The sequence below is a fragment of the Mycobacterium sp. E342 genome (assembly GCF_001667665.1).
Lineage (GTDB): Bacteria > Actinomycetota > Actinomycetes > Mycobacteriales > Mycobacteriaceae > Mycobacterium.
Genome location: NZ_LZJM01000099.1, coordinates 1 through 14,325, shown reverse-complemented (window position 1 = coordinate 14,325; position 14,325 = coordinate 1). Strand labels below are relative to the sequence as shown.

General features: G+C 61.8%; 12 protein-coding genes. 7 read left to right on the top strand and 5 right to left on the bottom strand.

Annotation, left to right across the window (positions count from 1 at the left end; translation table 11 throughout):
- Both A5692_RS29715 and A5692_RS29410 read left to right on the top strand, forming a co-directional pair.
- Window positions 1–732: DUF4383 domain-containing protein (locus A5692_RS29715; protein WP_231984221.1), on the top strand; the 732-nt coding region annotated here is incomplete at its 5' end.
- Between the two features lie 626 nt (window positions 733–1,358).
- Entirely contained in the window at window positions 1,359–2,462 is a 1,104-nt protein-coding gene (locus A5692_RS29410) for a hypothetical protein (protein ID WP_197514378.1), read from the top strand.
- 242 nt (window positions 2,463–2,704) lie between these two features.
- On the opposite strand, the gene A5692_RS06780 is transcribed toward A5692_RS29410, so the two are convergent.
- Window positions 2,705–4,399: a CHAT domain-containing protein gene (locus A5692_RS06780; protein WP_068053787.1), complete on the bottom strand. Its 1,695-nt coding sequence runs from the start codon at window positions 4,397–4,399 to the stop codon at window positions 2,705–2,707.
- 499 nt (window positions 4,400–4,898) lie between these two features.
- Here A5692_RS06780 and A5692_RS06775 point away from each other — a divergent pair, with 499 nt between their 5' ends.
- Window positions 4,899–7,733, top strand: coding sequence for a hypothetical protein (locus tag A5692_RS06775; protein WP_068053784.1), 2,835 nt, complete (start codon window positions 4,899–4,901; stop codon window positions 7,731–7,733).
- 1,006 nt (window positions 7,734–8,739) lie between these two features.
- A complete protein-coding gene (locus tag A5692_RS06770) occupies window positions 8,740–10,146 on the top strand; it encodes an MFS transporter (protein WP_068053781.1) in 1,407 nt (468 codons plus the stop codon).
- A gap of 53 nt (window positions 10,147–10,199) precedes the next feature.
- On the opposite strand, the gene A5692_RS06765 is transcribed toward A5692_RS06770, so the two are convergent.
- Complete coding sequence (locus A5692_RS06765; protein WP_068053778.1) at window positions 10,200–10,547, bottom strand: thioesterase family protein; 348 nt, start codon at window positions 10,545–10,547, stop codon at window positions 10,200–10,202.
- A 337-nt stretch (window positions 10,548–10,884) separates the two neighbouring features.
- On the opposite strand from A5692_RS06765, the gene A5692_RS06760 reads away from it, so the two are divergent.
- Window positions 10,885–11,115, top strand: coding sequence for a DUF6400 family protein (locus tag A5692_RS06760; protein ID WP_068053776.1), 231 nt, complete (start codon window positions 10,885–10,887; stop codon window positions 11,113–11,115).
- Between the two features lie 211 nt (window positions 11,116–11,326).
- Here A5692_RS06760 and A5692_RS06755 read toward each other — a convergent pair whose 3' ends face one another.
- Window positions 11,327–11,752 (bottom strand): DUF4189 domain-containing protein, encoded by a 426-nt coding sequence (locus A5692_RS06755; RefSeq protein WP_068053770.1) that lies wholly within the window; start codon window positions 11,750–11,752, stop codon window positions 11,327–11,329.
- Between the two features lie 257 nt (window positions 11,753–12,009).
- On the opposite strand from A5692_RS06755, the gene A5692_RS06750 reads away from it, so the two are divergent.
- Window positions 12,010–12,912 carry an alpha/beta fold hydrolase gene (locus A5692_RS06750; RefSeq protein ID WP_068053767.1) on the top strand — a complete coding sequence of 301 codons (903 nt, stop codon included), beginning with the start codon at window positions 12,010–12,012 and terminating at the stop codon, window positions 12,910–12,912.
- A 27-nt stretch (window positions 12,913–12,939) separates the two neighbouring features.
- Here A5692_RS06750 and A5692_RS29405 read toward each other — a convergent pair whose 3' ends face one another.
- Together A5692_RS29405 and A5692_RS06745 are read right to left on the bottom strand one after the other, a co-directional pair.
- Window positions 12,940–13,095: a hypothetical protein gene (locus tag A5692_RS29405; protein ID WP_197514377.1), complete on the bottom strand. Its 156-nt coding sequence runs from the start codon at window positions 13,093–13,095 to the stop codon at window positions 12,940–12,942.
- Window positions 13,096–13,109: 14 nt separating this feature from the next.
- Window positions 13,110–13,784 (bottom strand): DUF2510 domain-containing protein, encoded by a 675-nt coding sequence (locus A5692_RS06745; RefSeq protein ID WP_068053764.1) that lies wholly within the window; start codon window positions 13,782–13,784, stop codon window positions 13,110–13,112.
- 147 nt (window positions 13,785–13,931) lie between these two features.
- On the opposite strand from A5692_RS06745, the gene A5692_RS06740 reads away from it, so the two are divergent.
- On the top strand, window positions 13,932–14,285 hold the full coding sequence (locus A5692_RS06740; RefSeq protein ID WP_231984223.1) for a hypothetical protein: 354 nt from the start codon (window positions 13,932–13,934) through the stop codon (window positions 14,283–14,285).
- Window positions 14,286–14,325: the final 40 nt, after the last annotated feature.

The following is a 14,325-nucleotide window of genomic DNA, read 5'->3' as shown; positions in this document are numbered from 1 at the left end:
CTCGAATGGGTCACCCCGGTGCTGTATGTGCGCGGCGAAAACACGCAGCTGTTCCACGTCCTCGAGCATCCATCGAGTCCGGCGCCGCCCACGGTTCCTCCAGCTGACGATTTGGTGGAGCCCGCAGCAGCAGAACACGTACCACAAAGCGCGACCGCGCGGGAGCCTGCCTCGCAGGAGCCGCAACCGTCAGCCGAAATTACAGCGGACCGCACGACCGCCGGGGTCCAACCGAGCGACACCACGCCCACTCCTCGGGATGGCATCGGGACGCCGGTCGTGCGGGCGGAGAGCGATGCCCGGGAGACGCGCCCGCCGCAGGTGCTGTCCGGCCGGAAGCGTCCGTGGGGCCGACCTACACCCGTCCAGGTGGCCGCCGGGTTGATCGGACTGATCTTGATGTTGATGGGTTTCTTGTCCTTCGTCCGTGGCGTCACAACGCTCGTATTGTGGTATTACCCTTTCCCGATAGCCGTGGCGGCACGCGTCGGCCTCGGAATCGCGGGAATAGCCACGGCTTGGACGCCAACGACCTCGAAGGCTTACCTCATCATTGGCGGCATTACCCTCCTACTTCTAGGTTGCGTAGCGCCGCATCCCCCCTGGTCGCAGCCCGACATTGTCGACACCATGCTCTGGCTGGTCCTAGGACTGGGAATGGTGATTCTGGGATGGTTGCTGCCCCGGATAACTGTCAAGGCATCCACCAAGCCGCCCCGGACACACGGGTAAGTCCAAGGCCGGAGTGGGGGCTGCATAGGGGCTCCAAGCTCAGCCGAACCAGCTGGCATGGCTGTCCCCTTCTGTGTAACGCTTTGCTGGCGTCGTTGGCGAAAAGCGGGTTTGCGTACGGCGGTTGGGTATTGTCAATACCGATACCGCTTCAGTATCGGTATTTGTACTGGTCGGGCTATGACGCAGGGCGGCGCGTCGCCCGGTCAGTTGGGCGGGAAACACAATCTCGACGGCAGTCTGACCCCAATTCTGACCCCACCTGGGTGGCATGCACGTAGGTGCTCACGCCGGCAGCCGCAAGCGCGGCGTTTTGCTGCTCCAGCGTCTGAGCAATGGTGCTGACCCGCGTATAGCCAAGGCGCACACCCTTACTGGCCGGCGGGCGTGCGTTGTCCGAAGTAGTTAAGACCGCATTGCGTTGTTCATGTGAATAAAAACACCCTAGACCGCATAATTATTCCAGTCTCAAAAGAACGGACCGAGCTGAAGCGCCAGCAGTCGCTGGCCAACGGCACCAAGTTCGGACGGCCCAAAAAGGTGACTGACCCGGCGCACCTCGCTCCTAAGTTACCCGGTTAGCACGGTTTCGAGGACGTGTCGGCGGGCCGCGCTATTTTGTGGCAATGCGCTGGTATGCCCGTCCCGAGAACGACGCCCTGCAGTTGAGAGTCGCGCCTCGGCTGGCGTCGTGGAACAAAGCCGACCATCCCGACCAGGTTCGGCTGCGGGCGTATCTGGATGACGCCGAAGCGCTCCTTGCTACCTCGCGGATCGCCGGCCCATGGGCGCTCCGACTCGACGTCGGGCTTCCCGCTGCGCGTGATCTTCTTGACGCAGCCGATCTCGACAACTACGCCTATCCACTCGCCTATCGATTACGAAATCTCGATTTGGTGTCGGTGTGGTGCACGAAGCAGCACAACGAGCGGTCGTTGGTGCGGATCGAAGCCGCCCACGAAGTATCGCCACCGTCCACGGACGTGCTGATCGTGAAGACAACTGGATCGGCATCGACTGCCGCTTTTAAAGAGCAGATCCGCGCTTCCGTCGTAGACGCAACGGAGCTTCCGGCTGGACCCGTCAGGCTGGAACTCTCTTTCACCGTTGGTGCACGCAGGAATTGGCTGAACCTGTGGAAGCCGACAATCGACTCACTCGACCCAATCCTGGGGCGTACCTATCCAGATCACGCATGGCATCCGCGAGACGGCAGGATCACCGAACTCGGCATGCACGTCTGTGTTGACCCCGCCGCGGGCAATGAGATCGTAGTGGGCATCGCTGCCGCTCAGGGCCGAACCGACGTAATTCCCCCGCAGCGCCTGAATGATCCAGCGGTCAGCCAAGACTCGATGTCCGATGCTTCGCGGTCGCCCGCCGGCGAACCCGTCGATCAAGAATCGTCGCGGGAAGCCGAGATTGGCGTCCTCAGCCCTACGCCGGTTGAGTTCCGTGATGACGACACTGGCTATCTGACGTGGCTCACCGGCCACCCCAATGGCTACGTGATCAACATCGCCCGCAACTACAGCGCAAGCGCGGCACGCGTGCACCATGCTGGTTGCAGAACGATCAGTGGCCAGAATCCACACAAGGGTGCGTGGACCGGACCATACGTGAAAATATGCGCGGCGCAATTGGCCGACCTCGAACGCTGGGCCGCTAACAACGTGCGTGAGCCGATCCCGCCGTGCGGGACCTGCCGCCCGAAGCGTCGAGATCGTTGAGATGGTTGCGAGATGCCGTTCACTGACCCGCTGAGAGACGGTCTTCTGAGACACCTTGAATAAGACGGAGTTTTGAGACATACCGACCAGGCAGAACGGGAGGTGAACCACCGCTCTCTTGCGCGTCTCACATGTGCTCTATTTCGAGACGGTCTTCAGTTCTGTTCTAAGCTAGCCGGTTTGGTCGTAGGCGTATGTCACGATTTCGTCGGTATCACCGTCGGTCCTTGCGGGCGAGTGATTCATAGATCACAAACATTTGCACGCGGTTTCGACCCACCAGTGTCCACCCAAGCGTCGGGCATAAATCCACGATTGGGACCATGCTCTTCGGTACGAACCTTGTTCCAGAGGCTAGTCGCCGTTGGAACTCCGTCTAGTGGCCCCACCACGGATTCACCATTTGTGACACAAAAAATATAGACAGTAGTGCCAGCGGAAACGTTTCCGACTACCTTCGATGACCGCTTTGGCTCGGCATATATGGGTATATCGGGACTGGTCCATCCTTCGGGTCGCATCACATGGCCGTGGCTGAGTGACGGACCTTCCTTGCCGCCCCAAATTAGGAATGCCAATGCGGTAATCGCTGTGACCGTGGTCAAAAAAACCGCGATCGTAATCGCAATAGTCTTTAAGTCCCACCGCCGCCCCTTTGATTCGACTTTCGAGCGAAATAACGTACCGATACCTTGCTTGACGGCGCTCGTCGGTGAGCCTTCTGGCGGTGCGGTCGTGGGTGGCTGCGCGACCGCGGCCATGGGCAGCGCTTGCGTCAGCCGTTTCTCCAGGCGGCCCTTGCGGGCTGCCGATGTGAGGGTAAACAGTTGGGTGCTATCCCCTCGCACATAGAGGACAGGGGTGACCCATTCGAGAGTGTGCGGCCTGCCCAGGATCGATATTCGACCGCTGCGGACCGCGTCATCGACACTTCGGCCATGGGCGATGGCGGTGTAAAAACCGGTCGCGAAGTCAATCGCGGCGGGGTCGCTGATGGTGAACTGCATGGCAGCAACCGCGCTGATGCCGCTACGTACCAGCGCGGCGGCGGTTCCCGAGAATAGATCCTGGGTTCCCTCCTCACCCGAGGAGCAGGAGTTGAGCACCACCAGACGGGGCGTCGGGCGCGCTTCGTTGAGCAGGTCGGCGAGCCGCTCAGCCTCCACCAGATTCGCCCGACCATCCTCACCGACGAGGGCGAGCATCCCTTGATCGGTGGTGACGTCGTAGTCGCCGTGGCCGATGAAGTGCAGTACATGCCAATGATTGGACAGCAGCACTTCTTGGACTGTTTTCCAACTGGCCTGCACCAACCACTCCAGTTCGACCAGACCCTCCCTGATCGGCCCGGCCAACGCCTTAGACAGACGCTCCTGCTCAGCCGCGACATCCAGACGCGGCATCCCCCGCGGCGAGGCAACCACACCCAATACATGCAACGGCGGATCCACTTCGGTTGGCTCACGAGCGTAGGGCGCGGAGACGTGCCGCACCAGGGGCTCTCTTCGACAAATGTGAGCCTCGATCTCGGGATCGAACAGCGCCTCCCAGGGCAACGCCGCTAACCGCGGCGCGGTCAACCGCAGCACCACCCGCAACGGCTTTCCCTGCTGCGCGGCCGCGCCCTTGCTGGCCCGATACGCGTCTCGCACCTCGCCCTTGAATAACGCTTCAAAGAGCTGTTGGCCCACCTGGCGCAGCTGCTCCGCGCCGCCGGAGCGAACCAGTCGCCGTGGCACCGCCGACAACAGCACGGTGTTCTCCAACGCATCGCGGTTACGCAGTAGCCCATCTACGTCGAGGTGCATGCTCGCTGATGGTTCGCCGCCCGACACGGCGTGCACTACCCGGGTGACGAACTCACTGGGACGCGAACCTGCACCGATCTCCAGCTCGATAGTGCAGACCATCACTTTCCCCTCAAGCGGGCGGGCCACCCAGCCTTCTCAAGGGTAGATGGGTGTATCGATTTCGGGGGGACCATTATGAATGCATAGCGGCGCGTTCCATACGACAACAGGAGTTAATCCGTGCAGACGGTGTCATTCCCACTAGATGGTGGTGGCCAGGTCTTGGTGCGGAGTGCCGAACGCACGGGGTAACGGCAACGGGGATCACCAACCCGAAGTACCGCGGCGGCGAGGTGGTCCTGACTATCGACGAGATCGTCGATCTGTCAACGGCGGAGGCGCCCCTCTACCCTCGCCACCGAGGGCTCCTACGCGCGGTGCACCACCGACAACGACCTATTCGGCTTCGGGCTTGTCGACGGAGAGTTCCCTACCGAGAGGTGATCCTGGCCCTCGGACTAGATGGGTCCGGTGTCGATTTCAGATCGGGACTTTTTACCCTTGTGTCCTTTTCCGGGCGGCGTAGCGTCACGCTCGTTAGCTTGCCTCTACGTGTGGGGCTAGCGAGTGAATGGGGGATTATTCAATGTCTGACGGTGACTACGAAGGCTTGAAGGACACGTATCCCGAACAATTCGGTTCCCTTCACATCGGCACGCCCATCAATGCCGACACGAACGAAGTAATGGTGGATACGCAGCCTGCGTTTTATGAGAGAAAGCTGGCTGAACGCGGTCTGTTGTCTCTCGGTTCGCCCTCCCATGACTTTGTGTTTCTGGCCGGAGGTACTGACAGCAAGTCACAAGACACGTGGGGGTGGAATACCTCTGCGTCGATGGAATTGAACGCCGGGATCGCCGATTTCGCGGCGAAGTTTTACGTTAAACAGACAAACGACACGTGCAAGCGGTCGTCGGTGGCTTCGATCGTCGGGATGAGCAAAGCGACGCAGTCCGTCACATTGGAGATGACCCCCGACTGGAATCAGTATTACTCCTGTATGACGGAGGGCTTCAAGAATCTGTACGACGCCGTGATCGACGCCGCCTGCAAGGCCGACAAGTCACAGACCGATGACGACTACTCGACGTTGCTGGATGCTCTTGCGAAGTTCTACAAGTGGTATGGCACGGGCTTCGTGTGCAAGCTCGACCTGGTGGCCTACGGGGTGGTCGAAGGGTATTACAGGAGGCACACCATCCGCATTGAGGATGTTTTCACCAGCGGTTGGGGAGTCGCGGCGTCCCTTCCCTTTGTGGGCGCTGAGGCTGGGGGTCAGTACGTCAAAACACACACCGGCGAAGACGCGACGACGAAGTTCAAGGCGCACGCTTTCGGGCGGCCCGCGCAATCCGCTCAGCTGAAGTGGGCGGAAGACAAGGCGATAGCTCTCGACGGTAAGACACTTGAAGAATTAGTCAGCAGCGATGTGTGGTCGCAACCCCCACCCGCGACTGTGCCTGATCCAAAGGATCCAGAACTCGATTATGGTCCTATCGACATTACGCAGTTGCAAGCGCCGCAGCTTTCCGGATCCTCGGACATCCTGAGCACGGCGATCAAAGCACTCCAGCATATGACGGTGGTTTGGCCCGGGGGCAACGCGAATCCCAAGGATAAGAATGACGCGGCCAAGGTCGCGACGGAAGTCACGTCCAGAGTGGCCGAGCTGAAGAAAATGGCGCAGCGCACCGAGGACGATATCAATAACGCGGCGTTGCCTGACCCCGAGACGGCGCGGGCTGCTGAGTCGCTCTTGTCGGTCGATGTCGATACGTTCACCGCCCCCCACCACCGGCGCGGCTCCCTGGCAGGTGCCGTGGAGAACCAAGGCAACGACGGCGGCGAGCACCCTAGCGGCGGGAATGAGGCTAGCGGCGGGAAAGCAACTGGTGATCTGGACCTCGGTGGTTACACGCCAAGCGGGTATTCCTACTTGCCGTGGGAAAGGATATTTCCCGATCTCGGAATCGGTTTGGAATGCACACCCGCCCAAGTGGCGTTCGGCGAGGCCCTGGTGTGGTACTCAATCCGCGACCTCTTCGCGCAGTACCTCGAGTTCTGCGCCAACTTCCAGGGCGTGGTCCGCGATCAACAGGGAAATGTCGTCTACATCAAGAACAGGACCGTCGCATTCCGGGCGGCGCTAGATGCGGTGAGTGAAACTCTCACCGACAAGCTGACGGAAAAGAAATTCAAGCACAACACCAGTTTCGTCCCCGATTTGGAGAAAGAGCTCAAGACTCAGCTGGTCGAGGCCGGGTTTGATATGGACTGGTACCAGCACTACGAGTTCTGGATCCACAATTACAGATGGCTCAAGGAAGCTCCCTTCGGCGTGGTGGCCGTCATCGAGCGCGACGGGCAACGCTACTTTCAGACGAATCCCTACCCCGGCAATCCGATGCACCGCAGCACCCAACCAAACGGGTGCGCCCCGGCGACAAGCCTCGAGGCGGCGGATTTGATCACCGCCAACGCCTATCGGCTGTACCCGATCATCTCGACCTCCGCCAAGGGCGAACCGCACTTCGCCTGGGTCGGAGGGCCCTGCCTACTCCAGGGCGACAATAGTGACGCGAGTCTTAGGTACAGCGGACTGTTGACATTCACCCAAGATCCCACGCGCACCCCTGCGTTCAGGAGCAAGCGGTGGCATTGGGCCGACGGCGAGAACCGCGCAAGCGACGATGGCAATGAGGTCCTATTCAATGAGATGGCTGTACCCATGTTGGTTCATCAGAGTAAAGACGCTGCCGAAGAAATTGCCGGGGCCGAGGCATCGCCATGGCCTGGTTTGACGGAGCGATGGACTAATCGCAAACGGGTGTTCGGGATGCATCTTTACTCCGGCGTCGGTGATGACGATTGCTTCGGCCATCAGTACGATTTCATCCCCGGCCTTCCCCCGTGGGTTGTCCCTGACCACGTAGACAACCGCGAGCGTTCGACGGAACGACTGCTGGAGATAGCGGGGAAGCTTGCCCACGACGCCACCGCATACGCCACTGTGCTGCCGCTGGTACCGCCGGAGAAAGACCAGCAGAAAGGTGGACAGGACGGCCAGAAGGTTGTCTGGAAGTTGCAACAGCCCTCCGGTGTGGTTGGCGCGTATTTCGCCGCGCACGACGCGACGTTTTTCTGGGGGCCCGAGGAGGGGCCGGGATGGGAAAAGCAGGACGATAACAAAAACAACTTGTTTACACAGTGCCCAGTCAAATTCATCCCCATCAACTATCAACACGTGCGCAATGCCCTGATGGCCATCGGTGAGGATCCCGACCATTACGACCACAAAACAGAACCGGCGTGGGCGACGGCCGGCGGAGGCGCCATGTGGAGACAGCCTCGGACCGACTTGATGAAACGTTTGAAGGCACTCGGTGAGGAATCCGAGAAAGAGCCCGCTGGTCCGGTCTGATGTGACCGGCTGCGGGGCTGAGGTTTGAGCACGTGAGAAGGAATTCACCCCGGCGCATAGCATTTGGCTCGAGGAATTCTTAGGTGATAAGGGCTTGTCGGCTTTCCACAATTATCTCAACCGACTATCACAAGAAATCAACTTCATTCGGTGAAGATCCCACGCGCCAAGGTTGCGATATCGTATTTCCAGATCGCCGAGCCGTCGCGATCGCTCAACACACTGCCCGTGACTCCCGGCAATACGACGACGACATCGGTCAAGGGTTCAGGCGTCGGAAACTCCTCTCGTGGTTGTGCCGGCTCCAGCACGTGGCACGCCGAACAGGTAGTCGCCGACCAGAATGGAAGGCGCCTACGCCAATCCGTCGCGCACGGCGGCCTCCTTCGCGACAGCGTTGCCCTCTAGGACGCCTGCTATGTCGGGACCGCGTCGCGGGGTGCCCGCAGCCGCTCTTGCATTCGGGGTAGGCCCGCGGCGCGGGAGCCCGCAACGCGTCATGCTGGACGCGGATGTGCCCAAATCCCGAATTCAGCTCTGAAGTGGCAAGGCGGGATGCTTGGGCATACCAGGGTGCGGGCTGGCTGGGCTCGGTTTTGCTCACGCGACGACCGTCATGGCGGCCGACGCTGCCCACGGCCGTCGCTACACAGTTTGGGCGCCGGCGTCGGCGAGAGCCGCTTGAGGATCAAGGCCATAGGCCGGCAAGGACCGGCCGCTTTTGAAAGCAACCTCTGGTCGTCACCATCGCATGCTTTCCTGACTGCCGACTGACCGTATGGAATGACGCGCTCCGGCTTCTGCGCGGCTGTAAGGCGTTGGTGATTAACAAGTTTCGCTTATGGAAAAACAATTGTCTTGTATCAATGGTGATTTCACGTGAGTCGTTGCGCCTGATGGGCTGAATTGGTTGCCAACTCACAGCTACTCGTGCGTCATCTCGGAGCTTTCGTGCTTAGCGTCGTCGTGGGCCGCTTTTGATCACGGAATTCTTGGGGGATTGTCGATGACCCGGGCGCAACGCATTTCGAATTGGGATCCCGAGGACCTCGCGGCTTGGGAGGCCGGCAATAAGAAGGTCGCTCGGCGGAACCTGATCTGGTCTGTGTTCGCGATGCACGTCGGCTACTCGGTCTGGTCGATCTGGTCGGTGATGGTGTTGTTCATGCCCAGTTCTGTGTACGGCCTTTCGCCGGCCGACAAGCTTCTGCTGGGTGCCACCGCAACGCTCGTCGGTGGCTGTCTGCGCATCCCATACGCGGCGGCGGTGGCCAAGTTCGGCGGCCGCAACTGGATGGTGTTCTCTTCGCTGGTGCTGTTGATCCCGACGGTTGGCACGATTCTATTGCTGGCCAACCCCGGTCGGCCGTTGTGGATGTATTTGGTGTGTGCGGCGCTAACTGGCATGGGTGGCGGCAATTTCTCCGCGGCGATCGCCAACGTCAACGTCTTCTACCCCCAGCGACTCAAAGGCGCGGCGCTGGGCATTGCCGGTGGCGGCGGGAACATCGGGGTGCCGATGATCCAGGTCATAGGTCTGGTAGTGCTCGCGACCGCCGGCAACCGGCAGCCCTACTGGATATGCGCGATCTATCTGGTGCTGTTGTCACTGGCCGCCCTCGGGTCGGCACTGTTCCTGGACAACGTGGAGCTGCCCCGCGGTGAGCACAAACCCATGCGAGCGGCTCTGGTGCAGCGTGACACCTGGATCCTGGCGATGCTTTACGTCGCGACCTACGGCTCATTTATCGGATTTTCGTTCGCCTTCGGCCAGGTGCTGCAAATGAACTACATGGCTACCGGGCAAGGTGCGCTGCAGGCCGCGTTGCATGCCGCCCGCGTCGCCTTTCTCGGACCGCTGCTCGCGTCGCTGGCCCGGATGTACGGCGGCAGGCTCTCCGACCGCCTCGGCGGAGGCACCGTCACCCTGGGAGCTCTGTTCGCCATGATCGCTGCCATCGGCGCGCTGATCGAGGTGAGCGCGCACGCCGACAGTCGTTCCGGGCCCTTGAGCGTCACCGCCATGACCGGTTACATCGTCGGCTTTATGGCACTTTTCGTCTTGTGCGGGATCGGCAACGGGGCCGTGTACAAGATGATCCCCGCGGTTTTCGAATCACGCAGCCACTCCATGAATGCCGCCGAGGCCGAACGCCGCCACTGGGCTCGTGCGATGTCCGGCGCGGTGATCGGAATCGTCTCCGCGGTCGGCACGCTCGGCGGTGTATTGATCAATCTGGCACTGCGCCAGTCCTATCTGACCACGGGCTCGGAAACGACGGCGTTCTGCTTTTTCTTGTTGTGCTACCTGATCGGGTCAGTGTTGACGTGGTGGGTCTACGTGCGGCGCCCCTCCGCCGAGGCGAAATCAGAACTGTGCGAATTGTCGCTTGCCGAGACCGGTGGTTCTTAACTGCGGCGCGGTCATGGTCACTGAGGCGTCGCGATGGTGCGCGGCTGCTCGGCTCACCGGGCGAGGAACTTTTGCCGGTCAACTATTACGCGATCGATTTCACCGCGAGCAACAACCTGCCCTGAATCGTCGATCGCCTTCACTTCGAACGTCAGACGTCGCCCGTCGACCGGCGACAGCGGCTCGGCAGTGACCTCTACGGTGCCGCCTACGTGGGTCGCGCGCCGGTGCTCGATGCGCACCGCGGTGCCAACGGTCGTCTGGCCGGGACTGATGAAGGGCGCAGCGGCTTGCACCGTGGCCGCTTCCAGCCATGCAATTAGCCGTGGCGTCGCGAGCACCGGGACATCGCCGCTGCCGACCTGCGCGGCGGTGTCGGCGTCGCTTACTTGGTAGCGCATCACTACACGCTAACGCGCCCGGGAACCGGCCTTGATCGCCGGTATCCAGCCCGAATGGTCCTCTTGAGGATTCCCCCTCGATGCGCGTAAACATCGGTGGGAGAACGGAACAATTCGAAGATTGCATCGGCTTGCCGTGATCTGGAACCGGTTGCAGCGCAACGCGACAGCGCATCATCGCGGCAACGCGTAACCGCGGGAGGCGTCGCCGCAACAGGTGAGCCCCGGGCCGACTGTGACGAACATCAACGGGCCATAGTGATGGCCGTCATAGCTTGATCAGCGTAAATGAGGTCATCCTAACCAATCGTTTGTTTATCTAACGGCTGGGAGCGTGATGGCCGACCTTGAGTTTGCTTATGACCTGACCCTCGACGAGGCGCGTCGACGCAGCGCAGTGCTCGACGCGATAGGTGACGACTGGGACCCCGTCGCCGTGCTCGCCGAGGAACAGAAGGCCTACGACATGCTGTACTCGGGCCTCGACGCCGAGCAGCAGCGGATCTACGAGGAGCTGGTCCGCGCCGGCGTCCTCCCGCCGCGGACGGTGGATCGTGTTACCGATTGATCCGACCGCCGACCGTAGCCGGCGGGCATGGCTGCCCTGCCCGCGCTGCGATCACCGCGCCCATTGTGGCGATTGCCGAAGCACGCGAAACTGCGACACGCACTGGCAATACCTGCTCAGCAACAAGGGGACGCTGGTGCACCTGCAGTGCTCCGATTGCGGCCATCTCTGGTCGACCGATACCCATCGCCGTACCGCCTGAGCGGCGTCGCTATTGCGTGGCCACGAACGAGAAGTTGCGCGCAGTTGCGACAAGGTCTGGGTCAACGACGCAGCGAGTGCCATCGACATTTGCCTGCCCTGACACAACCTTGGCCGCCGCCGCGGCGCCGGCGGCATTGCGGGTGGGACCCCAGCCGCCGACCAAGCCGTGACCGTTATCCGACAGGGCTACACAGCCGCCCCGGCCCTCGGCGAGAACGTGGCAGTCGGTTGCGCCGTTCCTCTCGGCGCAATGACTGACCGCGTACGCCTCGACGTCACTCGGACTGGCGGAGCTGCCGCCGACCGTCACTTCGACGGCATGGGTGGAGTCCGACCCCGCGATCACGATGTATCCGCCCTGGGCCTGTGCCGGTGCGGCCACTCCGACGGCACAGGCGGCAAGGATCACTGCGGACGCGAGAGGCTTGAACACATACTTCCTTTCACAGCGCGCTCGGGCAGAAGTGGCGCGGTACTCCTACGGTGCTCGCTCGCCGGGAGATCGGCTCACCGCTTAACAAAGCCTTGACACGCGTGTAGCAAATCTTCACGTTCGTGGCCCGCGGCCTATGGGGCGTATTGCGGCACCACTTACCAATGGGTTCCGCCGATGCTTTGCTCTGGTGCGTTCCCGGCCGTAAACGAGGGACTGTCGCGCGAACGGCCGCATGGCGAAGGATGATGAGGGTCATGGACGCTGAACTGAATCGCTGGCTGGATTCCGGCGAGCACTTCGACTACCTCGGCTTCGACATCTTCTACCGCGTGGAGGGCAGCGGCCCTCCACTGCTGCTGATCCACGGCTATCCGTTCAATTCGTTTGACTGGGCGCGGATCTGGCCCACGCTGTCGCAACGGTTCACCGTGATCGCACCGGACATGATCGGCATGGGATTCTCCGAAAAGCCGGTGGCCTACCAGTACTCGGTGGGGGACCACGCCGACATGCACGAAGCTTTGCTGGCGCACCTGAACATCCGCAACGCGCACATCCTGGCTCACGACATCGGTGATTCCGTCGCTCAGGAATTGTTGGCTCGTCATGAGTTCGGTCAGCAAAGCTATGGGACGCTGCGGATCGACTCGATCACCTGGCTCAACGGCGGAATGTTCGTCGAGGCCTACAGGCCCAGAACGGCGCAAAAGCTGATGTCCGGCACCCCGTTGGGCGACGTCTTCAGTCATGTGCAGAACAGCCCGGTGTCCCGTCGGCTGCTCGAGCCGACACTGCGGGAGATGTTCGGCCCGAACACCAAGCCCACCCGCCACATGATGGAGGTCTTCAACCAGATCTTGGACTACAACGACGGCCGCCGGGTGCTGCACAAGGTCGGCCGGTTCATCGACGATCGCTATACGCACCGAAACCGGTGGGTGCGTGCCATGCGACAGACCACGGTTCCCATGCGGTTGATCGACGGGCCGGTCGACCCCAACTCCGGTGCCCACATGGCGCGCCGCTATGAGGAGGTGATCCCCGAACCGAATGTCGTCATGCTCGCCGACGACATCGGACACTGGCCACAAATTGAGGCGCCCGACGCGGTGTTGACGCACTTCCTCAACCACGTCGACCGCATCGCCGCCGGCTGACCGACCGGCCGTCCGGCCAGCGGCGGGCTAGCCGTGATGCGGCGGTCGCTCCTCGCGCAGCCGACCCTCGTCCGACGCCGCGCGCATCTGCTCCTCGTCGCCGAACCGCTCCACGTCCTCGGGAGTGATGCGTACCCGAGGTGGCTTCGGCGCGGCCGGCGGGTGCGGGGGTTCGGTGGGCACGAGGCGATTATGACCTACTGCTGAAAGGCCGGTAGGACGGTGCCGGAGTCGCGGATCTCCCAGATGCTGGTCTTGCTGATGCCGTCGAAGTTGATCTTGTTCAACGTCGCTCGCGAATACGTGAGGTCGATCGCGACCTGAGTCGAGGTGTTGCCGTACGGGTCGGTCATCGGGAAGGTGCCCTGCACGTTGACCGCTGACGCGTCGGGATAGGTCGCTCTCGCGTATTTGAGAATGGCGATGGTGTCCAACCGGGCGCCGTCTCTGATCATCTGCTCGGTGTAGTTGTCACGAATGGCGAATCGCGCGTCGACCACGTCGCCGTTCGGGCCCGGGGCAGTCGTGAAGGTGACTCCGTCCGGCTTCTTGGGAGGGGGCGGTGTCGAGGGTGGCGCCTCGGTCGGCGCCGACGATTCCGCGGTGGCCGAATTGCTCGATGTGGCGTCTTTGGTGTGGTCGAAAGCCCATGTCTTGCCGACGATGGCGAGCAGAACCATCGCGCCCAGCGCCGCCAGGGCCAGGGCCGCCTTTCCTTGCGGGTTTTTCCTCGGCGGCTCGGTGGAGAAGGCATACTCGCTGGTCCAGTTGAGACCATCGAAGTACCGTTGCAGCCCGTGGCCGACCCCGGAGGGATCGGGGTACCAGCCCGGCGCCGATTTAGGCGGGGGCGACGCCGGTTCAGGTGGCATCAATCCATTTTTGTCGCGAACCCGACTTCCCGGCTACCCGCAGTGCTGACCGCTCGAAACGGATCCCGTCCGGTGAGCGGTTCCCGACGACAGCGGGAGGACACCCGGCGATGTGAACGTGGGATGGCCCCGACGTGACGGTTGAGCGTGACGCCAGGCATTCGACGCGCCGTGGTGTCCGGTAACCGCTATGAAATTACGGTGAGCAACCACCATGTGAACCTGACCCAGCAGGAAAGCTCGTTGATCGGCGAGAGTCATCCCGAGGCGCTCGCTCGCATGGACGAGCAGTCGCTGAAGCAATTGCAGAGCCGGCTCAGGCAGGCGCGCGAGAAGAACTTCAGCCTGTTGCGGCGTCAGGGTGCGGCTCGGGTGGAGGCCGAAGGCGCCCGCGGCTCCGCCCAGCCGGCCAACGAAAAGCGTGGCGAAAAGGTGGAAATCTTCGACGAGGCGCTGGCTCGGGTGAGCGAGCGCCTCGGCGCCATCGGCGGCGATCAGTAGCAAACACGGAGTGACGGTCGATGCCGTCGTAAAATCACGA

Bases quoted from the DNA above. Each gene is read 5' to 3' on its own strand.
- A5692_RS29410 (WP_197514378.1), top strand. From the start codon at position 1,359: ATGCGCTGGTATGCCCGTCCCGAGAACGACGCCCTGCAGTTGAGAGTC.
- A5692_RS06775 (WP_068053784.1), top strand. From the start codon at position 4,899: ATGTCTGACGGTGACTACGAAGGCTTGAAGGACACGTATCCCGAACAA.
- A5692_RS06770 (WP_068053781.1), top strand. From the start codon at position 8,740: ATGACCCGGGCGCAACGCATTTCGAATTGGGATCCCGAGGACCTCGCG.
- A5692_RS06765 (WP_068053778.1), bottom strand. From the start codon at position 10,547: ATGCGCTACCAAGTAAGCGACGCCGACACCGCCGCGCAGGTCGGCAGC.
- A5692_RS06760 (WP_068053776.1), top strand. From the start codon at position 10,885: ATGGCCGACCTTGAGTTTGCTTATGACCTGACCCTCGACGAGGCGCGT.
- A5692_RS06750 (WP_068053767.1), top strand. From the start codon at position 12,010: ATGGACGCTGAACTGAATCGCTGGCTGGATTCCGGCGAGCACTTCGAC.
- A5692_RS06745 (WP_068053764.1), bottom strand. From the start codon at position 13,784: ATGCCACCTGAACCGGCGTCGCCCCCGCCTAAATCGGCGCCGGGCTGG.